The organism is Fluviirhizobium alvei, from assembly GCF_030551875.1.
Lineage (GTDB): Bacteria > Pseudomonadota > Alphaproteobacteria > Rhizobiales > Rhizobiaceae > Rhizobium_E > Rhizobium_E alvei.
Genome location: NZ_JAUOZU010000005.1, coordinates 268,969 through 292,684, shown reverse-complemented (window position 1 = coordinate 292,684; position 23,716 = coordinate 268,969). Strand labels below are relative to the sequence as shown.

The 23,716-nt window shown below is 60.3% G+C and carries 21 protein-coding genes and 1 other RNA gene; 20 read left to right on the top strand and 2 right to left on the bottom strand.

The window, feature by feature from the left end:
• Positions 1–16: 16 nt before the first annotated feature.
• Positions 17–1,228 (bottom strand): pyrophosphate--fructose-6-phosphate 1-phosphotransferase, encoded by a 1,212-nt coding sequence (locus Q4481_RS06155; protein ID WP_304375436.1) that lies wholly within the window; start codon positions 1,226–1,228, stop codon positions 17–19.
• A gap of 272 nt (positions 1,229–1,500) precedes the next feature.
• On the opposite strand from Q4481_RS06155, the gene Q4481_RS06150 reads away from it, so the two are divergent.
• The 20 genes from Q4481_RS06150 to Q4481_RS06055 all read left to right on the top strand — a co-directional run bounded on the left by Q4481_RS06150 (position 1,501) and on the right by Q4481_RS06055 (position 23,268).
• Entirely contained in the window at positions 1,501–1,725 is a 225-nt protein-coding gene (locus tag Q4481_RS06150) for a hypothetical protein (protein WP_304375435.1), read from the top strand.
• Positions 1,726–1,879: 154 nt separating this feature from the next.
• Positions 1,880–2,590 (top strand): J domain-containing protein, encoded by a 711-nt coding sequence (locus Q4481_RS06145; RefSeq protein WP_304375434.1) that lies wholly within the window; start codon positions 1,880–1,882, stop codon positions 2,588–2,590.
• Entirely contained in the window at positions 2,587–3,336 is a 750-nt protein-coding gene (locus tag Q4481_RS06140) for an N-acetylmuramoyl-L-alanine amidase (protein ID WP_304375433.1), read from the top strand. The genes Q4481_RS06145 and Q4481_RS06140 overlap by 4 nt, the downstream gene beginning before the upstream one ends.
• Before the next feature lie 87 nt (positions 3,337–3,423).
• Entirely contained in the window at positions 3,424–5,121 is a 1,698-nt protein-coding gene (locus tag Q4481_RS06135) for an Hsp70 family protein (RefSeq protein WP_304375432.1), read from the top strand.
• 35 nt (positions 5,122–5,156) lie between these two features.
• Positions 5,157–6,443 (top strand): hypothetical protein, encoded by a 1,287-nt coding sequence (locus tag Q4481_RS06130; RefSeq protein WP_304375431.1) that lies wholly within the window; start codon positions 5,157–5,159, stop codon positions 6,441–6,443.
• Between the two features lie 28 nt (positions 6,444–6,471).
• On the top strand, positions 6,472–7,656 hold the full coding sequence (locus Q4481_RS06125) for an NAD(P)/FAD-dependent oxidoreductase (RefSeq protein WP_304375430.1): 1,185 nt from the start codon (positions 6,472–6,474) through the stop codon (positions 7,654–7,656).
• A gap of 62 nt (positions 7,657–7,718) precedes the next feature.
• Positions 7,719–8,111, top strand: an RNA gene (gene rnpB, locus Q4481_RS06120) — RNase P RNA component class A.
• 329 nt (positions 8,112–8,440) lie between these two features.
• On the top strand, positions 8,441–8,881 hold the full coding sequence (mraZ, locus tag Q4481_RS06115; protein WP_304375429.1) for a division/cell wall cluster transcriptional repressor MraZ: 441 nt from the start codon (positions 8,441–8,443) through the stop codon (positions 8,879–8,881).
• 17 nt (positions 8,882–8,898) lie between these two features.
• The gene (rsmH, locus tag Q4481_RS06110; protein WP_304375428.1) at positions 8,899–9,921 is read left to right on the top strand and encodes a 16S rRNA (cytosine(1402)-N(4))-methyltransferase RsmH; all 1,023 of its coding nucleotides are present in this window, start codon (positions 8,899–8,901) and stop codon (positions 9,919–9,921) included.
• Positions 9,922–9,923: 2 nt separating this feature from the next.
• A complete protein-coding gene (gene ftsL / locus Q4481_RS06105; protein WP_304375427.1) occupies positions 9,924–10,316 on the top strand; it encodes a cell division protein FtsL in 393 nt (130 codons plus the stop codon).
• Positions 10,316–12,076, top strand: coding sequence for a peptidoglycan D,D-transpeptidase FtsI family protein (locus Q4481_RS06100; RefSeq protein WP_304375426.1), 1,761 nt, complete (start codon positions 10,316–10,318; stop codon positions 12,074–12,076). The genes ftsL and Q4481_RS06100 overlap by 1 nt, the downstream gene beginning before the upstream one ends.
• A 40-nt stretch (positions 12,077–12,116) precedes the next feature.
• Positions 12,117–13,571: a UDP-N-acetylmuramoyl-L-alanyl-D-glutamate--2,6-diaminopimelate ligase gene (locus Q4481_RS06095; RefSeq protein ID WP_304375425.1), complete on the top strand. Its 1,455-nt coding sequence runs from the start codon at positions 12,117–12,119 to the stop codon at positions 13,569–13,571.
• Positions 13,572–13,574: 3 nt separating this feature from the next.
• The gene (locus tag Q4481_RS06090; protein ID WP_304375424.1) at positions 13,575–14,987 is read left to right on the top strand and encodes a UDP-N-acetylmuramoylalanyl-D-glutamyl-2,6-diaminopimelate--D-alanyl-D-alanine ligase; all 1,413 of its coding nucleotides are present in this window, start codon (positions 13,575–13,577) and stop codon (positions 14,985–14,987) included.
• Positions 14,988–15,019: 32 nt separating this feature from the next.
• Positions 15,020–16,120: a phospho-N-acetylmuramoyl-pentapeptide-transferase gene (gene mraY, locus Q4481_RS06085; RefSeq protein ID WP_304375423.1), complete on the top strand. Its 1,101-nt coding sequence runs from the start codon at positions 15,020–15,022 to the stop codon at positions 16,118–16,120.
• A gap of 7 nt (positions 16,121–16,127) precedes the next feature.
• On the top strand, positions 16,128–17,519 hold the full coding sequence (gene murD / locus Q4481_RS06080) for a UDP-N-acetylmuramoyl-L-alanine--D-glutamate ligase (protein WP_304375422.1): 1,392 nt from the start codon (positions 16,128–16,130) through the stop codon (positions 17,517–17,519).
• 117 nt (positions 17,520–17,636) lie between these two features.
• Entirely contained in the window at positions 17,637–18,797 is a 1,161-nt protein-coding gene (gene ftsW / locus Q4481_RS06075) for a putative lipid II flippase FtsW (protein ID WP_304375421.1), read from the top strand.
• 6 nt (positions 18,798–18,803) lie between these two features.
• The gene (murG, locus tag Q4481_RS06070; protein ID WP_304375420.1) at positions 18,804–19,928 is read left to right on the top strand and encodes an undecaprenyldiphospho-muramoylpentapeptide beta-N-acetylglucosaminyltransferase; all 1,125 of its coding nucleotides are present in this window, start codon (positions 18,804–18,806) and stop codon (positions 19,926–19,928) included.
• Entirely contained in the window at positions 19,925–21,340 is a 1,416-nt protein-coding gene (gene murC, locus Q4481_RS06065) for a UDP-N-acetylmuramate--L-alanine ligase (protein WP_304375419.1), read from the top strand. Before murG ends, murC begins: the two co-directional genes overlap by 4 nt.
• A complete protein-coding gene (gene murB, locus Q4481_RS06060; protein ID WP_304375418.1) occupies positions 21,337–22,299 on the top strand; it encodes a UDP-N-acetylmuramate dehydrogenase in 963 nt (320 codons plus the stop codon). The genes murC and murB overlap by 4 nt, the downstream gene beginning before the upstream one ends.
• A gap of 132 nt (positions 22,300–22,431) precedes the next feature.
• Positions 22,432–23,268, top strand: a complete 837-nt coding sequence (locus tag Q4481_RS06055) for a GGDEF domain-containing protein (protein WP_304375417.1) — start codon at positions 22,432–22,434, stop codon at positions 23,266–23,268.
• Here the strand turns inward: Q4481_RS06055 and Q4481_RS06050 are convergent, their stop codons facing one another.
• On the bottom strand, positions 23,269–23,700 hold the full coding sequence (locus tag Q4481_RS06050) for a MerR family transcriptional regulator (protein ID WP_304375416.1): 432 nt from the start codon (positions 23,698–23,700) through the stop codon (positions 23,269–23,271). It abuts the gene before it with no gap.
• Between the last annotated feature and the right edge of the window lie 16 nt (positions 23,701–23,716).

The window sequence follows — 23,716 nt, the reverse complement described above, 5'->3', positions numbered from 1 at the left end:
GCCCCGCCCGAATGAATCAATGGGCCTTCCAGGGCTGGCCGATCGCGTCCATTATTTCGCCGAACCAGGGTGCAGATGTGTCGAAATGCTTGCCACCCTTGATGCGTTCGAATTCAATCGTCCGCAGGCGATCGCCGCGCTCTTCGTCATGACCGGTGACGCCCGAGACGCCGTTGAGGCCGCTTTCGACGGCGAGATCGACCATGCTCTGGATCAGGCGCAGGTCGTCATAGTTGGCCGGGGCCGAACGGGCATAGTAGCCCGATTTCTGCACCATCGAGCGCTCTGCCTGCAGAAGCTTGGCGAAATGCTTCTGGAACCAGTTGCCGACATTGATCGTGTCGATCTTCACGTGGCCGAAGGCGTCGCGCTTGATTTCCTCGCCGGCTGCTTCGCGGTCGGCGACGATTTCATCGAGGCAGGCGCCTTCCGAGACGAACAGGGTCACGAAGCCGGTGCGGTCCATGATGTCCCTGAGGCGGGCGGCTTCGGCCTCCATATCGAAATGCGTTTCCGGCAAATAAAGGCCATCGATGTTCTTCAGCTGCGAATTCATCATGAAGCCTTCGATATATTCGTTATGCGCCGTCCGCTGCATATAGGCGCGGGCGGTTGCCGCCGTCAGCCAGCCGCAATGGCGCCCCATGACTTCATGGATGACGAGCGTACGCGGTGCCGCACTCTGTTCGTTGGAAACATGATCGAAGAAGCGGGCGCCGATTTCGGCGGCGGTCCAGGCGCCGAGCGACTGCTTGATCGGTACGACATCGTTGTCGACGGTTTTCGGCAGGCCGACCACGGTCAGCTTGTAACCGTTGGCGCCAAGATAGGCGGCGAGATCGGCTGCGGTCGTGTTGGTGTCGTCACCACCGATTGTATGCAGGATGGTGACGCCATCCTTGGCCAGGCGCTCGGCCGCCACCTTGAGCGGGTTTTCGCCTTCCTTGATCAAGCCGTTCTTGAGGCAATCGGCAACATTGGTGAGCTTGACGCGGCTGTTGCCGATCGGGGAACCGCCGTAGCGGTGCAGCACATGGGCCTTCTCGCGCATCTCGCGGGTGATTTCGATCTTGTAATCCATCAACAGGCCGCGATAGCCCGACTTGTAGGCAATCAGTTCAACATCGGGGTCGATATCGGTGTAGCGCTCGATGAGACCGCCCACGGCGGAAGATAGACAGGGAGCGAGCCCCCCGGCGGTCAGCATTGCGACTTTCTGTTTGGCCATTGTTGTCTCCGTTCATCTCACGGTCTGTTTCGGGCGAATGGATGATGCAGCCGGACGCATCTGTAAAGTGAAGAATTCAAGAAAATCGGGCATTTGAGGCATGTTTTTCCATCGTCTGGCAGGTGGCGCCGAATATAATCGTTTCAGTCGAATTCCGTTTCGTCGGTCCTGTGGAAAACCGCGCGGATCAGCATTCGCGTCGCGTGGTAAGGAACCGAAAGTGGATGGACGCGTTTTCCCTTCGTGTATCGCAACAAACGAAGGAGAGAACCATGAAGATCATGCTCGCAGTTTGCACGGCGCTTGGCGTAACGGCCATGGCCGCCCCCAGCCTTGCCGATACGGTTCGCATCCAGGTGGTCAAGCCGCAGCCCAAGGTTGTCGTCGTCACACCGGTGCCGAAGGTTCTGGTTCCGGTCCAGTGCCGTACCAAGATCACCAAAACTGTCAACAACCGCGGTGAGTCGGTCGTTACAAAGAAGCGCATCTGCGGCTGATTCCGCGAGATCACACGGGCTTTCGAACGGGGCGGAAAATCATTTCCGCTCCGTTCAGCATTACGAAAATTTCATGCTGTTGCTGCCTTGCATTTGCCTTCATAACTGGTCACCCTGTCGAAGGTTGAACAGATATTCGGAACCGGACGATCTCATGTCCTATTGGGAAAAATTGCTGGGTGCGGTGGCAGATAAGGCCTCCAATGCACTTCATGCGCTTATCGAAGCGATCCGGACGGTTTTCGAAGGTGATCCGGAAACCCGTCGCAAGGTCGCGTTTTCGGTGGCAGTGATTGCGCTTTCGGCCAAGATGGCGAAGGCCGACGGCATCGTGACATCCGGTGAAGTGCAGGCTTTCCAGCAGATCTTCGACTATCCGGAAAGCGAAGCGCAGAATGTGGCACGGCTTTACAATCTCGCCAAGCAGGATGTGGCGGGTTACGAAGCCTATGCCGGAAAGCTGGCGGGTCTTTGCTCCAGCGGTGCGCAGGATTGCCCGGTTCTCGAAAATGTTCTCGATGGCCTCTTCCATATCGCCAAAGCAGACGGCGCCATCCATGAGAACGAGATGCAGTTTCTTGAAAATGTCGCCGCCATCTTTCTGATGAGCGAGGAGCGTTTCGAGCAGATCACGGCGCGGCATGTCTTTGTCGGCGGCCACGATCCCTATCGGGTTCTCGGTGTGTCGCGGCAGGATGACCTGCAGACAATCCGGCGGCAGTATCGCGCGCTTGTGCGCGAGCATCACCCGGATCTTCTGGTGTCGCGCGGGGTGCCGCAATCCTTCCATGCCATCGCGCATGACCGGATGGCGCGCTTCAACGCGGCCTATGCGGCGATCGAGAAAGAACTGCGCGCCGCATGAGCCTGTTTGCGCCTGATTATGCCAGGGCGAGCGTCCTGCCGTCGCCGAATTTCGGTGAGCGCGCCAATGGCCTCAAGCCGGATATGATCGTCCTGCACTATACCGGCATGCCGTCCGCGCAGGGCGCGCTCGACTGGCTGGTCAATCCCGAGAGCCAGGTCTCGAGCCACTATTTCGTCTTCGAGGACGGCCGCGTGGTCCAGATGGTGCCGGAACAAAAACGCGCCTGGCATGCCGGCAAGAGCGTTTGGAAGGGCCAGACCGACATCAATTCCTGTTCGATCGGCATCGAGATCGCCAATCCCGGTCATCCGGCCGGTCTTCCGGATTTTCATGCGCCGCAGATCGATGCGGTGATCGCGCTATGCCAGGATATCATTGCCCGTCACGCGATTGTCCCTGAGCGCGTTCTTGGTCATTCCGATGTCGCGCCGGTGCGCAAGATTGATCCGGGCGAAAAGTTTCCCTGGAAACTCCTCGCGCAATCCGGTGTCGGTCACTGGATCGAACCGACCGCGATTGCGGGCGGTCGCTTCTTCCAGCGCGGCGATGCCGGTCCGCCGGTGGAGGCGTTGCAGGCCATGCTTGGCTTTTATGGCTATAACACGCCTGTCAGCGGCGAATTCTGCGAGCGGACCGAGGGCGACGTCGCTGCCTTCCAGCGTCATTTCCGGCCCGAGCGCGTCGATGGCGTCGCCGATTTCTCGACCATCGACACGCTGCACCGCCTGCTTAAAGCGTTGTGATCGCACTGGACTTGCCATTCTTTGTTGTGCTTAGAGTTGGCGTGCTTGCCGACTGGGGCGGCTATTCATTCTGTACAGGCTTTCAGTATGGCATTGATCGGCATTGATCTTGGCACCACCAACTCCCTCATCGGCGTCTTTCAGGATGGCGGGCCGGTTCTCATTCCCAATGCCCATGGCTCGTTGTTGACCCCATCGGTTGTTGCCGTAGACAAGGATGGCAATGTCGTTGTGGGGGCGGCAGCACGCGAGATGGCGCTCACCGATCCGACTGCCGCAGTGTCCTCCTTCAAACGCTGGATGGGGACGGAAAAGACAGTCGAAATCGGCAAGAAAACTTTCCGTGCCGAAGAGCTGTCGGCGCTCGTGCTGCGTTCGCTGATGGAGGATTTCAGATCACAGTCGTCCGAGACGATCGACGAAATCGTGATTTCCTGTCCCGCCTATTTCAATGATACCCAACGCAAGGCGACGTTTCAGGCGGCGCATCTGGCGGGCCTGAAGGTGGACCGGCTGATCAACGAACCAACCGCTGCCATCCTCGCCTACGGGCTGGAGGTCAAGGATGATGGCCAGTTCCTCGTGCTGGATCTGGGTGGCGGCACGTTCGATGTCTCCATCATGCACAAGTTCGATGGCGTTTTCGAAATCCGGGCGTCCTCCGGAGACAATTTTCTCGGTGGCAACGATTTCAGCGATCGTCTGGGCCAGATCATGGCCCGGAAGGCAGCCCTGTCCTTCGAGGATCTCTCGCGTGGTGATCGGGTGCGCATTCTCAGGGCCGCCGACAAGCTAAAGATCGAATTGTCGATGGTGGATGAGGCCAAATTCCGTTTTCCGCTGTCGGGAGGCGAAATCGAGGGCCATGTCAGCCGCAGCGAGTTCGAGGCGGCCTGCGAGGATCTGGTTCGGCGGCTGCGGCATCCGATGGAACGGGCGCTGCGCGATGCCGCGATCGATCCGTCCGAATTGGATGCGATCATCCTCGTTGGCGGAGCCACCCGCATGCCGCTCGTGCGGCAGATGGTAGCAAGGCTGTTCGGCAAGTTCCCTTTTACCAACATCAATCCGGATGAAGTGGTTGCCCGCGGGGCGGTGATTCAGGCGGCGCTGAAGGCGCGCGATGCGGCGGTAGAAGATGTGCTTCTCACGGACATCTGCCCGTTCACGCTGGGTGTCGGTTCGTCACGCGACCGGCCAGATGGTCAGCGCGAACGGATCGTAACGCCGATCATTCACCGCAATGCCATTGTGCCGATCAGCCGGTCGGAGAATTTCACAACGGTCAGCGACGATCAGACCAAGGTGGCCTTTCCGATCTATCAGGGTGAAAATCTGCGACCCGAGCACAATGTGATGATCGGGGAAATAGAAGTGGCGGTTCCGAAGGGCCCTGCGGGACGGGAAACGATCTCGGTGCGGTTCACCTATGATATCAATGGCGCCCTGCAGGTCGAGGCTGTCGTCGATTCCAACCAGAACAGGCAGACGGCAGTCTTCGCCAATACGAGCGGACTTGACGAAAAGGAACTCGCGCGCCGGTTCGAGGCGCTCGCCGCCATCAAGCTTGCGCCCCGTGACCAGCAGGAAAATCGAGAACTGATCTCGCGGGCGGAACGTCTCTATGCCGAAGCGCTCGGCGACGACCGCCAGGTGATCGCTGATGGTCTCATGCGCTTTCATGCAGAGCTTGAGGATCAGAAGATACGCAATCTTGATGCAGTGCGAGCCGAGTTCCGGCGCTTTCTCGACCAGTTCGATACTTTCGTCTTTCGCGAGGACTAAAATCAAGTGTTGATGAAAGAAGCCTGGTGTCAGGCATGAGCGAAAACGAAGAGCCTTGGGCAACGCTCGGTATTAACGTCACCGATGATCCGAAGGCGATCCGCAAGGCCTATGCGGTTCGCTTGCGTCAGACACGGCCCGACGAAGATCCTGACGGGTTTCAGCGGCTGGTCGAGGCGCGGGATTTTGCCATCTATCTCGCCCAGACCGGTCTTCTGTCTGCTGCCGACGATCGCTCGGGTGAGGATGAGCCGACACCTGTTGACCAGCCATCGTCGGAAACGTCGGACAACGGCTCGCCTCAGCCGGAAGAGCTGTCCGGCCATCTTTTCTCTTCAGAGGAAAGGCAGCATCTGCAAGCCGTCTCCGAACCGATGGAAGATGGCATCGGGACCGAACCGGTTGAGCTGATCGCTTCAAGTGAGCAGGGAGCCGATCCGGAAGTGATCAGGCTTCTGCAGGCGCTTGACCAACGCAAGCCCTGGGAAACGCGACGCTCGAGATGGCAGGCGGTTTTCGACGCGCTCGAAGCGACGCCGTTCAAGGATGCCGACTGGCTGACGTCGGTGATGCTCAACGATCTCGTTGATGCGATGCAGCGCGATATTCGGCCATTGGAGGAAGGTGAGGTGCATTTTCTCACGCCCGCGGCAATGCGCGAGCGTATGGGAGACTACTGGACAATCCTTGAGGACATGGAGCTGCGCTTTCAGTTCCTCCATCATGACCGCGTCCTCTATGAGCGGCTCTCAAACGACAAGGCCGACTATCTGCTGGAAGCCATGGAGCGTGTCATGCCGCGGCAGGCGGTCAGCCTCACTCTCCAGACCCAAGAGACTGCCGTTCCGGATATCCCCGACACCGTGTTCTCGGCCGCGTTCGGGTCCGATGAGCGCATGGCGCATTACTACAGGAAGGCGAAGATGTTGGATCGTTTCTCCCCTTCCTTTTCTCTTCCGGCGCTACTCTTTCCCATTCCGGTTCTTTTTCGCTACCGGCTTTACCCGCTCGCGATCCTCGCAAGCGTTCTGTCTCTGACGATCGCCAGCCTTCGTTTCGTCGATGGCGTCAACAGATCCTTTCCGTTCACGCCGACGTTCACGATTCTCTATTTCGCTGTCGCGCTCTATGCCGCGTTTTTTCTGCGCCAGATGCGTATCTCGGCCCTTCATGAGGTTTGCAGGTCGGAACTGCCTGCTTCGGCAGGTCAAGAGGAGCTGTTACGTCGAGTGCGGCGCTGGGGTCAGCCAAATCAAATGGCGATGCTGGGCGGTATTTGCCTCTTGCTGGTTGTTGGCGCCTTGCGTTACCTCAGTCGGTGAAGGCAAGAGATCAGAGTAAGGACGAGCCATGCAGCAAACCTTTGCCATTGTCGGACGCGGGATGATGGGAGCGGCGGCGGCTCGCCATCTGGCGGAAAGCGGCGCCTCGGTGGTTCTGATCGGGCCGGATGAACCGGTCGAGCGTCAGCACCATCAGGGTGTCTTTGCCAGCCATTACGACGAGGGACGGATTACCCGCACCATCGATCCGGACGAGACCTGGGCAAGGCTCGCCAATCGGTCGATTGCGCGCTACCGCGATATAGAAGCGCGGAGCGGCATCTCCTTCTTCGGTGAAAAGGGGGCGCTGATTTCGGGCCTGACCACGGGGCGCAGCCAGCAATATGTCGCCAATATCCGTGATGCCGCCCGGCGGCTGAATGCCGTAACGTCGGATCTTGATGACCGAGGACTTGCCGACATCTTCCCCTATTTCCGGTTTCCGGAAGGGTCGGATGCGGTGTTCGAGCCGCAGTCGGCCGGCTATATCAGCCCGCGCCGGCTGGTTGCCGCGCAATCCATTCTCGCGGAAAAGGCCGGCGCGCGCATCGTTTCCGATTATGCGGTCGGGCTGAAGGCTCGGCCGTCCGGCGTAACGGTCGAGACATCGGCCGGGGAACTGATCGAGGTCGACAGGGTTCTGTTGGCAGCGGGCGGGTTCACCAATCGTCCCGGCCTGCTTCCCGAGCCGCTCGATCTCAAGGTCTATGGCCGAACGGTGGTGTTCTTCGAGGTCGATGAGGCCGAAGCCGATCGGCTCTCCGCGATGCCGTCGCTCATCTACGAGCCCGAGGATATCATGGCTGGCATCTATATGCTGCCGCCAATCCGCTATCCGGACGGCCGCATCTATCTGAAGATTGGTGGCGATCCGACCGATATCCCGCTTGAAACCGACAAGGACAGGCGAGACTGGTTCCGCACCGATGGCGATCCGGCAGCGCGCGACCATCTTATCGCCAATATGGGAGATCTGGTGCCGGGCCTTGCGGTTCGGTCGATCTCCAGCACCTCCTGCGTCACATCCTACACGCCGACCGGCTATCCGGCGATCGGCTGGACCTCCGAAGCCCGCATCGGGGTTCTGACCGGCGGATGTGGTGCTGCGGCGAAGAGTTCGGACGAGATCGGCCGGCTTGGTGCCGAACTGCTCCTGCATGGCCGGATCGTCGACGAGGCCTATCAGGCCGATTTCGCCCCTCGCTTTGTCTGAACCGTCCGCTTTCCTGCGTTTAGGGCTTTCCTTGGTCTCCGGCCTCGTCTAAAGAGCGGCTGCCAGTTGGCCGGGCAGCCGCGCTTTGCAATGGTCGAAAGGCCGCAGGGTGAGGAAAGTCCGGGCTCCACGGAAACACGGCGCCGGATAACGTCCGGCGGGGGCGACCCCAGGGAAAGTGCCACAGAAAACAGACCGCCCGGCTTGCCGGGTCAGGGTGAAAAGGTGGGGTAAGAGCCCACCGCGGGACTGGCAACAGGACCGGCATGGTAAACCCCGCCGGGAGCAAGACCGAATAGGGATGACATGTGCGCGCAAGCGCCAGGCCTGTTTCCGGGTCCGTCGTCCGGGTGGGTTGCGCGAGGCGTTGTGCAAACAGCGTCCCAGATGAATGGCTGCCACGTTCCGGCACAACCGGAGCCATACAGAACCCGGCTTACAGGCCAACTGGCTTTTCAATTTCAGGTGGAAAATCAAAGGCTGCGGCCCGCTTCGGCGGGCAGCATCATAACCTTTCGTTAAACTTAACGGCTTATGAATATGGAATCTATCCAACCCCGGGAAAAGGGATTTTCCCATTGACGCCCAAATTTGCCCATGATATCCCAAAACCATACTGAGAGAGGGCCGAAAGTGGTCCGGTTTGAAGGATGCGGAAGCCCGGTTCCGGTGCATGGTGCATTTGTTGCGCACGGGGCGGATTTTCCCAATTCCATTCGATATTTCAGTCCTTTGGCGGCCGCGTGTATTCGGGTCTGGGTAACCGTTTCGGAAGTATCGCGTCATGAGCCGGTTTTTATCCAACGCCACGAACAAGATCGATGCCAAGGGGCGCGTTTCGGTGCCGGCGCCCTTTCGCAGTGTTCTTGCGTCCATGGATGTGGAAGAGCTGTACTGCTTCCAGGATTTTCACTTTCCGGCGATCAACATCGGCGGCCCGGAGCTTCTTGCCCGGTTCGAGCGTCGACTGGCGGAACTGGATCCTTTCACGCAGGAGGCGAACGATCTTTCGCTGCTCATTCATGGCGGCGGCGTGTTCGTCCGTCTCGACAAGGAGGGGAGGTTGGCGCTCACCGACTTCTTCCGGGTCCATACGGGGATCGAGGACGAAGTGACGTTCGCCGGGCGGGCGGAGTTTTTTCAGCTGTGGCGACCGGATGCATTTCTGGCGGCGCAGGCGGCGGCAAGAGCGGGGCTGAAGCTTTCGGGCACAAGCTCCAGGTAGTGTGGGGCGAAGGCAGTATGACGGATCATGGCAGCGGAACAGACGATGCCATTGGCGGACCGATCCGTCATATACCGGTGATGTTGGCCGAGGTGCTGGAGCACCTCGCGCCAGCGTCCGGTCAATCCATTCTCGACGGAACCTTCGGTGCCGGCGGCTATAGCCGCGCCATCCTCGAGGCGGGTGCCGATGTCATCGCGCTCGACCGCGACCCCAATGCGATTGCCGGCGGCGCGGCACTGCTTGCAGACTATCCCGGCCGTTTCCAGCTTCACCATAGTAATTTCTCCGAGCTCGACCGGTTCGCGCCCGAAGGCGGGCTCGATGGCGTCGTGCTCGATATCGGCGTCTCCTCGATGCAGATCGATGAAGCCGATCGCGGCTTCTCGTTCCAGCGCAACGGCCCGCTCGACATGCGCATGGCCCAGGCCGGCGTTTCCGCCGCCGATGTCGTCAATCGTGCCAAGGTCAGCGATCTCACCCGCATCTTCGGTTTTCTCGGCGAAGAACGTCAGGCTGGCCGTATCGCTCGCGCGATCGAGAAGCGCAGGCTCGAAAAGCCGTTCGAGACCACGCGCGATCTAGCCGGCATGATCGAGATCGTCACCCCGCGCAAGATGACCGACAAGATCCATCCGGCAACCCGGGTCTTCCAGGCGCTGCGGATCTACGTGAACAACGAGCTCGGCGAGCTGGCCGATGCGCTCTTTGCCGCCGAAAGGGCACTGAAGCCCGGCGGCCGGCTGGTGGTCGTCACTTTCCATTCGCTCGAAGACCGGATCGTCAAGCGCTATTTCGCCGATCGCGCCGGCAAGGCCAGTGGTTCGCGCCATCTGCCGGAGATGGTCCGGGCACCGGAGATCTTCAAGCCGCTGTCGCGTCAGGCCGTGGCGGCCGGCGAAGCGGAAGCGGCGGAAAATCCGCGTGCGCGCTCGGCAAAACTTCGTTCCGGTATTCGTACCGAGGCGCCCGCCGGACGAACCGACCTGTCGATCTTCGACCTGCCTGATCTCGCGGATATTGAAAGACTGAAGGGCTGATCATGCTTCGTACCCTCGACATATTGCTGATCGTTCTGATGACGGCCATGGCCACGGTGACCTATACGATCAAGCACCGGGCCGAGCTCAAGCTTGAGGAAGTGCAGAAGCTCGAGGCCGATATCCGCCTGGAGCACGACACGATCGACCTGCTGCGGGCCGATTGGGCGCTGCTCACCCAGCCCGGCCGGTTGCAGAAGCTCATCACCGCCCATCAGGCGGAACTGCAGCTCGTGCCGACAGATCCGATGCAACTGGCCCAGCCCTCCGAACTGCCGATGCTGAAGGCGGATGTGCCGGCGAAGGAGCCGGAAGACGACAAGACGGCCAATGCCGACAAGAAGGTCAAGAAGACCAAGACCGATGACATTTCCACAGGATCGGTGCAGCGCTGATGTCTTTTCTCTCACGGATCATGGTTCTGAAACGCAAGGCCCACTTCAACGCGGATGCGCGTGGCGGGCTTTCGACCGGTGCGATGCGGTTCCAGGGAACGCGCAAGAAGGCGGGCAACCAGGCGCGCAACCGGCTCATCATCATCATCGCCTGTTTCTCCGTGGTCTATTCGATCATCGGCGGTCGGCTGATCCAGTATGGTTTGACAGGGTCTTTCGCGGTGGCTTCCATCGGCCCGAACGTCAACCAGGTGGCTTCCCGTCCCGATATTCTCGATCGCAACGGCGAAGTGCTGGCGACCGATATCCGTACCGTCTCGCTCTATGCGGAACCGCACAAGATCGTCGATCCGGATGAGGCGGTCGAGCTTCTGTCGACGGTGCTGCCGGATATCGATCCGAAGACGACCTATGACAAGCTCACCAACAAGTCACATTTCCAGTGGCTGCGTCGGCAGCTGACGCCCAAGCAGCAGAGCGAAATTCTGGCGCTCGGCATTCCGGGCATCGGCTTCCGGCCCTCCAAGCGCCGCTTCTATCCGGCTGGCGATATCACTTCGCATGTGGTCGGTTACGTCAATGTCGACAATCGCGGCATCGGCGGCATGGAAAAATATCTCGACCAGCAGGGTCTGGCCGATCTCGCCGAACTCGGCATGACCGGTTCGCCGCTCGAGCCGGTGAAACTGTCGATCGATCTGCGCGTCCAGGCGATCGTCAACCAGGAAATGCACCAGGGCCTTGTCGATTTCGATGCCATCGCGGCGGCCGGCGTCGTTCTCGATGTCAATACCGGCGAAGTTCTCGCCATGGCATCCTTGCCTGATTTCGACCCCAACAATCCCGGGGCGACGATCGATCACAATCCGAAGGGAACCCACAACGACATGAACCGCATGTCGGCGGGCATCTTCGAAATGGGATCGACTTTCAAGACCTTTACGACAGCGATGGCGCTCGATTCCGGTAAGGTCAACATGAACTCGACCTTCGACGCCCGGCGTCCGCTCTATATCGGCGGTCGAACCATCCATGACTTTCACGCCACCCGCCGCATTCTCTCGACCACCGACGTGTTCATCCATTCGTCCAACATCGGCTCGGCCAAGATGGCGGACATCGTCGGCATCGACGGCCATCGCGAGTTCCTGACTCGTCTCGGCCTGCTCACCCGCATGCAGACCGAACTGCCGGAAGTGGCGTCACCCAGCCAGCCCAAGGTGTGGAAGAAGATCCACTCGATGACGATCGCCTTCGGTCATGGCGCGGCGACGACGCCATTGCAGACCGCGGTTGCCGCGGCTGCCCTTCTCAATGGCGGCAAGCTGATCAACCCGACTTTCCTTCCGCGAACAGAAGAACAGGCCAACGAGATCGCGCAACTGGTGGTCAAGCCGCAAACGGTCGAGAACATGCGGACGCTCTTCCGTGCCAACGTGCTCGATGGTTCGGGCAGCCGCGCCAATATTCCGGGCTTTTTCGTCGGCGGCAAGACGGGGACCGCCGAAAAGGTCGTCAATGGCCGTTATGCCGGCAATGTCCGTTTCAACGCCTTCGTTTCGGCCTTCCCGATCAACAATCCGAAATATGTAGTTCTGGTGATCGTCGACGAACCGAAAAAGGCCAAGCAGGGCTGCGGCGTTACGGCCGGCTGCAATGCCGGTGTGCTTGCCGGCAACATCATTCGGCGTGCGGCGCCGCTTCTGGGTGTGAAGCCGCAGTTCGGACCCGACGGTTCTGCCTTGCTTGTGTCTTATTGACCGGTAAGAAGACGGAACACCAACAGATCAGGCGGGGGCCATGAAACTCAAGGATCTTCTCGGGCCGGAACATGCTGCGGCCCTTCAGGTTGCCGGCGTGTCCGGCGATATCGATATTGCCGGTTTGAGCGCCGATAGCCGCCGAATCGCCAAGGGCGATCTTTTCATTGCGCTGTCGGGCAGCAAGGCGGATGGGGCGGCTTTCATCAAGGATGCGATCGGACGTGGTGCGGCGGCGGTTCTGACGGCCCATGCCTCAGACGATGCAACATCGGTTCCGGTGATCGTCAGCGACGATCCGCGGCGGGCGCTTGCGCTTGCTGCCGCCCGCTTCTATGGCAAGCAGCCTGCGACGATGGTGGCGGTGACCGGCACGGCCGGCAAGACCTCTGTCGCCTCCTTCACGCGCCAGATCTGGGCACATGCCGGCCTTGCCGCAGCGCAGATCGGCACCACCGGCGTGATCGCGCCGGGCCGCAACGATTATGGTTCGCTGACGACCCCGGATCCGGTGACGCTGCATGCGCTGCTGGCGGAGCTTGCGAGCGAAGGTGTGACCCATGCGGCGATGGAAGCGTCCAGCCATGGTCTCGACCAGCGCCGGCTCGATGGCGTTTCGCTTTCGGCTGCCGCCTTCACCAATCTCGGTCGCGACCATATGGATTATCATCCGACGGTCGAGCATTACTTCCATTGCAAGATGCGCCTGTTCGACACGCTGATGCCGAAGGGAGCGCCCGCGATCATCTTTGCCGATGACGAATGGTCGGACAAGGCCGCCGAGGCGGCCCGGAACGCTGGCCTTGCCGTGAATACGGTCGGTCGCCATGGCGATTTCCTCACCGTCAAACGTATCGAGCATTTCCGCGACAAGCAGGTCATCGAGGTGCATGAAGGATCGGCGATCCACGAGGTGCATCTGCCGCTTGCCGGCGATTTCCAGGTTGCCAATGCCATGGTCGCAGCTGGTCTGGCCATCGTTACCGGCGTTGCGCCATCAGCCGCCTTTGCCGCGCTTCACCATATCAAGGGCGCACCGGGGCGGCTCGAGCTTGCCGGGCAGACTCGCGACGGCGCGCTCTGCTATGTCGATTATGCGCACAAGCCCGAAGCGCTCGAGAATGTGCTGACCTCGGTTCGGCCCTTCACCACCGGCCGTGTCATTGTCGTTTTCGGTTGCGGCGGCGATCGCGACAAGGGCAAGCGCCCGATCATGGGCGAAATCGCAACCCGTCTTGCCGATATCGCCATCGTTACCGATGACAATCCACGTACCGAAGTGGCTTCCGTGATCCGTTCCGAGATCATGGCGGCGGCTCCGGGTGCGGTAGAGATCGGCGATCGTCGTCGGGCCATTCATGATGCTGTCGGTATGTTGCGCTCCGGCGATACGCTGATCGTTGCCGGCAAGGGCCATGAAGAGGGCCAGATCGTCGGAACCGAGACGCTGCCTTTCTCCGACCACGAAGAAATCAGGAAAGCATTGGGAGGCTGAGCGATGGATTTTCTCTGGACCACCGACGAGCTCGTTGCCGCCATGGCAGGCCGTCCGATGGGCACGATGCCTGCGGGCATCTCGGGAATTTCGATCGACAGCCGTGCCGTCAAACCCGGCGAGGCCTTCTTTGCGATCAAGGGCGATCGCGTCGATGGGCACGATTTCGTCACTTCGGCCGCGGCCCATGGCGCATCGCTTCTCGTGGTCAGCGAGGCGCGGTTGCCGGCGCTCGGGCGTGTGGCCGCTCCCCTGATCGTGGTGCATGACGTTCTTGAAGCGCTCGAAAGGCTCGGTCGGGCGGCGCGCGCTCGTGCTCGTGGCAAGATCATTGCCGTCACCGGCTCAGTCGGCAAGACCACGACAAAGGAAATGCTGCGCCAGGTGCTTTCCGCATCCGGAACCGTCCATTATTCGCCCGCCTCGTTCAACAATCACTGGGGTGTGCCGCTGACGCTGGCGCGATTGCCGCGCAATGCCGATTTCGGCGTCTTCGAGATCGGCATGAACCATCCGGACGAAATCCGGCCGCTCGTCGGCATGGTCAGGCCGCATGTGGCCATCATCACCACCGTTGCTGCCGCCCATCTCGGCAACTTCAAGAATATCGAGGAAATCGCCGCTGCAAAGGCCGAGATTTTCGAGGGTTTGACGGACGATGGCCATGCGCTGATCAACCGCGACATCGCCCAGTTCGATTTTCTCGAAGCCACGGCTGCACGCGTGGGCGTCGCCAACATCCACTCGTTCGGTGCCAACGTGAAGGCCGATTACCGCCTTGTCGATTATCAGGGCGATAATGACGGCGCCGTGTTCTGGGCCGCGATCGGCGGTCGCACCGTCGAAGTGTCGATTGCAGCTCCCGGGCGCCATATCGCTGAAAATGCGATTGCTGTTCTGGCGGCCGCCACGCTCGCCGGTGCCGATCTCGACGCTACGGTTGCCGCTTTTGCCGAGGTGACGGCAGGACAGGGCCGTGGTCAGAGGATTCGTCTGGCGATTGGCGATGGTGCCTTCACGCTGATCGATGAGAGCTACAATGCCAACCCGGCCTCGATGCGGGCGGCGATTGCGCTTCTTGCCGGGAGCATGCCGGGTGAGGGCGGTCGCCGGATCGCGGTTCTCGGAGATATGCTGGAAATGGGTGAATTTTCGGCGGATGTGCATGCCGGTCTCGCCGAACCGCTGATTGCCGCTGGCATTGACGAGATCTGGATCGCGGGTCCCGACATGGCCTATTTGCGCGATGCATTGCAACAGGCTAAAGAACCGATTTATCGCGATTCCGCCGATGAACTGACCGCTTACGCCCTTGCCAACATCAAGCCCGGGGACGTCGTCATGGTCAAATCATCCAACGGATCCGGATTCGGTCGCATCGTTGCGGCGCTGAAAGAAAAGTTTCCGCCGGCCTGACGGCCCCGCGAACTCATATTGAGGGACATTGCATGTTCATTTGGCTGGTGGAATTCGCTGATTCCCTGCAGATCTTCAATCTATTCCGCTACATCACCTTCCGGGCCGGAGCGGCATTGTTCACGTCGGCGCTCATCGTGTTCCTGTTCGGGCCGTCGATGATCGCGTCCTTGCGGGTGCGGCAGGGCAAGGGTCAGCCGATCCGGGCCGATGGACCGCAGACGCATCTGAAAAAGGCCGGAACGCCCACCATGGGCGGGTTGATGATCCTGGTCTCGGTGGTCGTTTCATCGCTGCTCTGGGCCGATCTCGGCAATGTCTATGTCGTGTCCTGCCTGCTCGTGATGCTCGGCTTTGGCCTGATCGGCTTTTATGACGACTATCTGAAAGTGACCAAGCAGACGACAGCGGGCTTTTCGAGCCGCATGCGCATGCTGACCGAATTCGTGATTGCCGGCATCGCCGTGTTCTTCATGATGCAGGCAGCAGGCGCCGGAAGCCCGGATGCCTCCAAGATGGCCACCTCGGTTGCCTTTCCCTTCTTCAAGGACCTGCTGCTCAATCTCGGCTATTTCTTCGTGATCTTCGGCGCTTTCGTCATCGTCGGTGCGGGCAATGCGGTGAATTTCACCGACGGCCTTGATGGTCTTGCCATCGTGCCGGTGATGATCGCAGCCGGTTCGTTCGGCGTCATCGCCTATCTCGCCGGCAATGCGGTGTTTGCAAACTATCTGCAGATCAATTTTGTGCCGGGCACCGGTGAACTGACCGTGGTTGTCGCAACCGTGATCGGGGCCGGGCTGGGCTTTCTCTGGTTCAATGCGCCGCCAGCCGCCATCTTCATGGGCGATACCGGTTCGCTATCGCTCGGCGGGCTGATCGGTTCGGTTGCGGTGGCCACCAAGCATGAAATCGTCATGGCCATCATCGGCGGGGTCTTCGTTATGGAAACCCTGTCGGTCATCATTCAGGTCGGCTCGTTCAAGATGACCGGCAAGCGGGTGTTCCTGATGGCGCCGATCCACCACCATTTCGAAAAGAAGGGCTGGACCGAAAGCCAGGTCGTGATCCGCTTCTGGATCATTTCCGTCATTCTGGCCCTGGTCGGGCTCGCTACACTCAAGATCCGTTGAGGTTCCGATGATCGCCGTTTCCAGTTTCAAGGGCCGCAAGGTCGCGCTGTTCGGCCTCGGCGGATCTGGCCTTGCCACGGCAGAAGCGCTTTCTGCCGGTGGCGCCATCGTAACCGCCTGGGATGACAATCCGGATTCGGTTGAAAAGGCGAGCGGGCGCGGCATCGGCGTCGGCGATCTTCGTTCGGCCGACTGGTCTGGCTTTGCCGCCTTCGTCCTGTCGCCTGGCGTACCGCTCACCCATCCCAAGCCGCACTGGACGGTGGAGCTTGCCAAGGCTGCCGGCGTCGAGATCATCGGAGATGTCGAGCTTTTCGTGCGCGAACGGCGGGCGCTGGCGCCCAGTTGCCCCTTCATCGCCATCACCGGCACCAACGGCAAATCGACGACGACGGCGCTGATTGCCCATATCCTAAAGGCGTCGGGACGGGACACCCAGCTCGGCGGCAATATCGGCACGGCCGTGCTGACGCTCGATCCGCCGGCAAACGATCGTTACTATGTCGTCGAATGCTCCTCCTACCAGATCGATCTGGCGCCGACGATCGATCCGACGGCCGGTATCCTGCTCAACCTGACGCCCGATCATCTCGATCGCCATGGCACGATGCAGCACTATGCCGATATCAAGGAACGCCTTGTGGCGGGCTCGAAAGTGGCAATCGTCGGCATTGACGACAGCTATTGCGCGCTGATCGGCGACAGGATCGAACAGGCCGGCAACCAGGTTCGGCGCATTTCCAAGCGTCAGCCGCTTTCCGACGGTCTCTTTGCCGACGGCTCGAAGATCATGCTGGCCGAACGCGGTGCGGTCCGGCTTCTTGCCGATCTTGATGGAATCAACACGTTGCGCGGCGCCCACAATGCCCAGAATGCCGCTGCAGCCATCGGTGCCTGCCTGGCTGTCGGTCTGACGGAAGAGGAAATTCGTGCCGGGCTTGCCTCCTTTCCGGGCCTCAAGCACCGCATGCAGCCGATCGGCCGCATTGGCGATGTCGTCTTCATCAACGATTCCAAGGCCACAAATGCTGAGGCGGCAGCGCCGGCGCTTTCGAGCTACGATACGATCTACTGGATCGCGGGCGGTCTGCCGAAAGAGGGTGGGATCGCCGCCCTCAAGCCGCTCTTTTCCCGCATTGCCAAAGCCTATCTGATCGGGGAAGCGGCGCCGCAATTTGCTGCCACGCTCGGGAATGATGTCCCCTACGAAATTGCCGGAACGCTCGAGAATGCCGTTCGTCATGCAGCGGTAGATGCTGCGCGCGACTCAAGGCAGGGTGCGGTGGTGATGCTCTCGCCGGCCTGCGCCAGCTTCGACCAGTTCAAGAATTTCGAAGTGCGTGGCGATGCTTTCGTTCAACTGGTTGCCGGCCTTGACGGCGTTTCGATGCTGGTCTGAAACCGGCCTCGCCGAACACGCAAGCCTGCCTCACGCTCCGTTCGTTACGATGGGCAGGCTTGGTTAATGGGCTGTTAACGGATTTTCTGCATTCTGCGGAAAAACAGAGGTTTGGACATGGTAAGCAGAGCCGAAAGAGGACCGTTGGCGGAATGGTTCTGGACGATCGACAGGTTTTTCCTGGCCGCCTTCATCCTGCTGCTCGGTGCCGGTTTCATGCTGTCCTTCGCGGCCTCTCCGGCCGTTGCCGAGCGCATCGGCCTCGACACGTTCCACTTCGTCGAACGCCACGCGCTGTTCATGCTGCCTTCGATCGCGGTCATGGTGGGCCTCTCCTTTCTGAGCCCGCGCCAGGTGCGCCGCACGGCCATGATCATGTTCGTGGTCATGCTCGTTGCCCTTGTGCTCGTGCTGTTCATCGGCATGGAAGTGAAGGGTTCGCGCCGCTGGATTTCGATTTCCGCTCTTTCGATCCAGCCGTCCGAATTCATGAAGCCCGCTTTTGTCGTCGTCTGCGCCTGGCTGTTTGCCGAACATCAGCGCCAGCCCGATATCCCGGGTAATCTGTTTGCGATGATCCTGTTCGTCATCGTTGCAGCTCTGCTGGTGGCCGAGCCGGATCTCGGTCAAACGATCCTGATCACCGCCGTCTGGGGCGGCATGTTCTTCATGGCCGGCATGCCGTGGGTATGGATCATCCTCATGGCGGGCGGTGCCGCCGGTTTCCTCTTCTTCGCCTACAATGTGTTTCCGCATGTGGCCAAGCGTATCGACCAGTTCCTCACCGGGGAGGGCAATACGTTCCAGGTCGATACGGCGCATGAAGCGATCACGCGCGGCGGTTTTTTCGGCATGGGTCCGGGCGAAGGAACGGTCAAGCGCATCCTGCCGGACAGCCATACCGACTTCGTCTTCTCCGTGGCTGCCGAAGAATTCGGAATTCTCTTCTGCATGCTCCTCGTGGGGCTTTATCTTTTCGTCGTGATGCGGGGCCTCAACCATGCGCTTCGCGACCGCAACGATTTTACCCGCTTTGCCGTGGCCGGCCTCGTGCTGCAGATCGGCTTCCAGTCGATCATCAATATCGGGGTCAATCTCGAGCTTCTGCCGGCCAAGGGCATGACGCTGCCGCTGATTTCCTATGGCGGTTCGTCACAGATTGCCATATGCGTGACCGCTGGATTCATCTTGGCGCTGACCCGCCAGAGGCCGGAGACGCGCGCGCAGGAGCGCAGCCTGTTCCGGTCCGGATCGGGCTACGGCGTTCCGGCGGAGTAAGTTTACATGGAAAAAGGCATCATCGTGCTTTGCGCGGGCGGGACGGGTGGACACCTGTTTCCCGCCGAAGCCTTGGGTCACAAGCTGAAGGCACGCGGCTGGTCCGTGCATCTGGTTACCGACAGCCGGGCTGAGCGGTTTGCCGGCAAGTTTCCGGCTGAAGCGATCCATGTCGTTCCCTCGGCAACCTTCGGATCGAAGAGCCCGATTGCCGTCGGCAAGGCCCTCCTGACGCTCTGGAAAGGCATGCGCCAGGCGCGCCGTCTCTTTGCGGGCCTGAGGCCCAAGGCTGTGATCGGTTTCGGTGGCTATCCGACGGTGCCGCCGCTGCTTGCTGCAGCCGGCATGAACATTCCGACCCTCATCCATGAACAGAATGCCGTGATGGGTCGCGCCAACCGACTTCTGGCCTCGCGTGTGCGTGCGATCGCCGGCGGCTTTCTGCCCGAAGGTGCTGCCGGTGGAGACCAGAAAGTGGTGGTGACCGGAAATCCGGTCCGTCCCGATGTGCTTGCCGCAGCCGAGTTGCCCTACACGCCGTCCGGACCATCCGATCCCTTCAAGCTCGTCGTCTTCGGCGGCAGCCAGGGTGCGCAGTTTTTCTCCGGCGCTATTCCCTCGGCGCTCTGCCTTCTCGACGAGCCGGCCCGCGCGCGCCTCGTTGTGACGCAGCAAGCGCGTCCGGAAGATCTTGAAAGCGTCCAGACCTGCTTCGGCAAGCTCGGGCTTGAGGCGCGTGTTGCGCCGTTCTTCAATGACATGCCGGCGGAAATCGCTTCTGCCAATCTGGTGATCTGCCGCTCGGGCGCGTCCACTGTTTCAGAGCTTGCCGTCATCGGCCGGCCTTCCATTCTCGTCCCCTATCCCTATGCGCTCGATCATGACCAGGCTGCCAATGCGGCGGCCCTTCGCGCGGAGGGCGGCGCCGAAGTCATTGCGCAAGCGGCGCTTTCGCCTGAAAAGATCGCATCCCTGATCACCGCAGCCATAGCCGAGCCGGATCGGCTTGCCAGAACGGCAGCCGCTGCCCGCAAGACCGGCAAGCCAGCCGCCGCCGATCATCTCGCCGATCTGGTCGAGACGATTGCGGCCGGTGGATCGGTCCAGCAATTCAAAGAGGTACATCCATGAAAATGCCCAAGAGCATCGGGCTCGTCCATTTCATCGGCATTGGCGGTATCGGCATGAGCGGTATTGCCGAGGTGCTGCACAATCTCGGCCACAAGGTTCAAGGGTCCGACCAGGCCGACAGCGCCAATGTGCAGCGCCTGAAAGCCAAGGGCATCGATGTCTTCGTCGGTCACAAGGCGGAAAATCTCGGCGATGCCGAGGTTGTCGTCGTCTCAACCGCGATCAAGAAGAACAATCCCGAACTGGTGGCTGCGCGCGAGAAGCTGTTGCCGGTTGTGCGTCGTGCCGAAATGCTGGCCGAGCTGATGCGCTTCCGCAATGCGATCGCCATCGGCGGCACCCATGGCAAGACGACGACGACCTCGCTGGTCGGAACTCTGCTCGAAGCCGGCGGTCTTGATCCGACGGTCATCAATGGCGGCATCATCAATGCCTATGGCACCAATGCCCGCATGGGCGAGGGCGAGTGGATGGTGGTGGAAGCCGACGAATCGGACGGCACCTTCCTCAAGCTTCCAGCCGATGTGGCGGTGGTGACCAACATCGATCCCGAGCATCTCGATTATTACGGCACCTTCGACAATGCGCGGGCGGCCTTCCGCCAGTTCGTCGAGAATGTGCCCTTCTACGGTTTCGGCGTCATGTGCCTCGATCATCCCGAGGTCCAGACGATGGTTTCGAAGATCGAGGACCGCAAGGTCATCACCTATGGTGAAAATCCGCAGGCCGATGTACGCTTCAAGAATGTGCGGCATGAGGGCCCCAAGTCGATCTTCGATATCGAAATCCGCCGTCGCCGCACGGGTCAGGTCATCGAAATGAAGGATCTGGCGCTGCCGATGCCAGGCCGGCACAATGTGTCCAATGCCACCGCGGCCATTGCGGTCGCGCAGCGGCTCGGCGTCTCCGAAGAGGCGATCGCCCGCGGCCTAGCCTCGTTCGGTGGCGTCAAGCGGCGCTTCACCTTCACCGGCGAATGGAACGGCGTGCAGGTGTTTGACGATTACGGCCACCATCCGGTCGAGATCAAGGCGGTTCTGAAGGCGGCGCGCGACAGTTGCCAGGGCCGCATCATCGCTGTTCACCAGCCGCATCGCTTCAGCCGCGTGGCAAGCCTTTTTGAGGAATTCGCCTCCTGTTTCAATGATGCCGATACGATTTTCATTGCGCCGATCTATTCGGCGGGGGAGGATCCGATCGAGGGCGTGACTGCGGAAGAAATGGTTTCGCGGATCAAATCCGGCGGACATCGTGATGCGCGCTTCCTGGCGTCGCCTGATGTGCTGGCGCCCTATGTCGCCGCCATTGCGCAACCCGGTGATTTTGTGGTCATGTTAGGCGCAGGCAGTATTACATATTGGGCCGCAGCACTTCCGAAGGAACTGGTGGCTCTTTCAGGGAAGAAGGCATGAAGCAGGTTGATGGAGAAAAGCTGCTGGCTCGGCTCGGCAGCGCAATGGAAGCAGTTCGCGGCAAGTTGACGCCGGATGCGCCGATGGACAGGGTAACCTGGTTCCGTGCGGGCGGTCTTGCGGAACTGATGTTCCAGCCGCACGATGTCGATGATCTCGTGACCTTCCTGAAAGCGCTTCCCGAGGACGTTCCGTTGACCGTCATCGGTGTCGGCTCCAATCTTCTGGTGCGGGATGGCGGTATCAAGGGCGTGGTGCTGCGCCTGTCGGCCAAGGGGTTCGGCGATGTCGAACTTGCGGGCGAAAACCGCATCCGCGCCGGCGCGATCTGCCCAGACAAAAACATTGCGGCCATGGCGCTCGATAATTCGATTGGCGGTTTTGCATTCTATTACGGCATTCCGGGTTCGATCGGTGGCGCGATCCGCATGAATGCTGGTGCCAATGGTACCGAAACGCGCGAGCGGCTCGTGGAAGTGGAAGCGGTCGACCGCAAGGGCAACCGGATCACGCTTTCGAATGCCGACATGCATTATTCCTACCGCCATTCGGCACCGCCGGAAGGGCTGATCTTCACGCATGGCCTGTTTGAAGGCTTTGCCGAGGAGAAGGCGAAGATCCGGGCGGAGATGGATGCCGTGCGTCACCATCGCGAAACGGTGCAGCCTGTGCGTGAAAAGACCGGTGGTTCGACCTTCAAGAATCCCGAAGGCCATTCTGCCTGGAAGCTGATCGACGAAGCCGGATGCCGCGGCCTGCAGATCGGTGGCGCGCAGATGTCGCCGCTGCATTGCAACTTCATGATCAATATTGGCCATGCCAGTGCCTACGATCTCGAGAAACTCGGCGAGACGGTGCGGCAGCGGGTCTATGAACATTCGGGCATTCTGCTTGAATGGGAGATCAAGCGTCTGGGCAGTTTCATGCCAGGTGCGGAGATTGCGGCCTTCCATCCCTGAGCAAATCAGGGTTGTTGAGCCTGTTTTTCTGGCAGGATGAAGGCTCTTTTGAGTCTTCAATCCCTGCGTGAAACGGCTTGTTAGCACATTATGTTTTATGAATTGGCGTGAGCGGAAACGGTAGCGCCAGTGATGAACATTCTGAAGTCATGGATTGAACGCAAGATCGAGACCGGTCGTTTTCAACAGCGCGGCGATGTTCTTTTGTTCGCGCTGTCGCGCGGGGCGATCACGAGTTTCGCTGCGGTCGGGCTCAACCACTTCATCTATTTCGTTTTGGCACCAGCAGGCATCATCAAGGTGCCAGTGCCGAGCAGTCCGGTTGCCGATGCGTTCGTAACGCTTCTTGTGTCGGGTCCGATCTCCTTTCTGGCTTTCGCCATGATGGGGCAGGCCATTCATTCGCTTGCTCTCTCGAGGGATTCGTTTGAACGGCTGAGCCGCATCGATCCCTTGACCGGTTTGCTCAATCGCCGCGCTTTTGTGGAGAAGATCGAGCAGACCAAAACGCCTTATCTGCTTGTTCTCTTCGACATCGATCGGTTCAAGTCGATCAATGACCGCTTCGGCCATCCGGTTGGCGACTGGGTTCTGGTCGATGTCGCCCGTCTGCTCGAGGAGCATTTTTCAGCAACGGGTTATGTGGCGCGACTTGGTGGTGAAGAATTCGGTGTGGTGATTTGCGACATGCCGCGCGCAGCAGCGTTGGAACAGGTCGATCTCTTCCGCGCCGGGCTGGCGAACCGGCTTTTCGAGCGCGATGATCTTTCATTTGTCGTCACGATTTCCGGCGGTGTTGCCGAGGCGAATGGAACCTTGGCCTATTCTGTGCTCCTTAACAGCGCCGACCGGGCGCTCTATATCGCCAAGGCGGCCGGGCGAAACCGGATTGTCGAAGCCGATGAATTGTCCGGGCCGGGACTGGGCGAATATCTCGCAAACCTGCCAACCGAACAACGGTCGGCCTGATCAGTCCGCGATCGGATGTTCGAAAGCCTCGATGATCGGGCAGGGGCCGCCGGCATTCTCCCTGCAAGCCTGGGAAAGCCGCTGCAAGGAAGAGCGCGCGCGCTCGAGATCGGCGATCTTCTCTTCGAGCGCCTGCAAGCGCGTCTGGGCCAATTCGCGCGCACGATGGTGATCCTGGCCTGAATCCAGCGCGAGCAGTTCGGCAATTTCCTCAAGCGAAAAGCCGGCAGTCTGGGCCGCCCGAATGAAGCGCAGGCGCCGGAGATCCTCTTTGCCATAACGGCGAATTCCGCCCGCAGGACCATCGCCTGCCGGACGGTCGGGTTCAACCAGCAATCCGCGCCGCTGATAATAGCGGATCGTCTCGACGCCAACGCCGCCTGCAGCGGCCAGTTTTGCAATTGTCAAAATCATCGCTTGACTCCGTACCATGGTACGGAAGCTATAT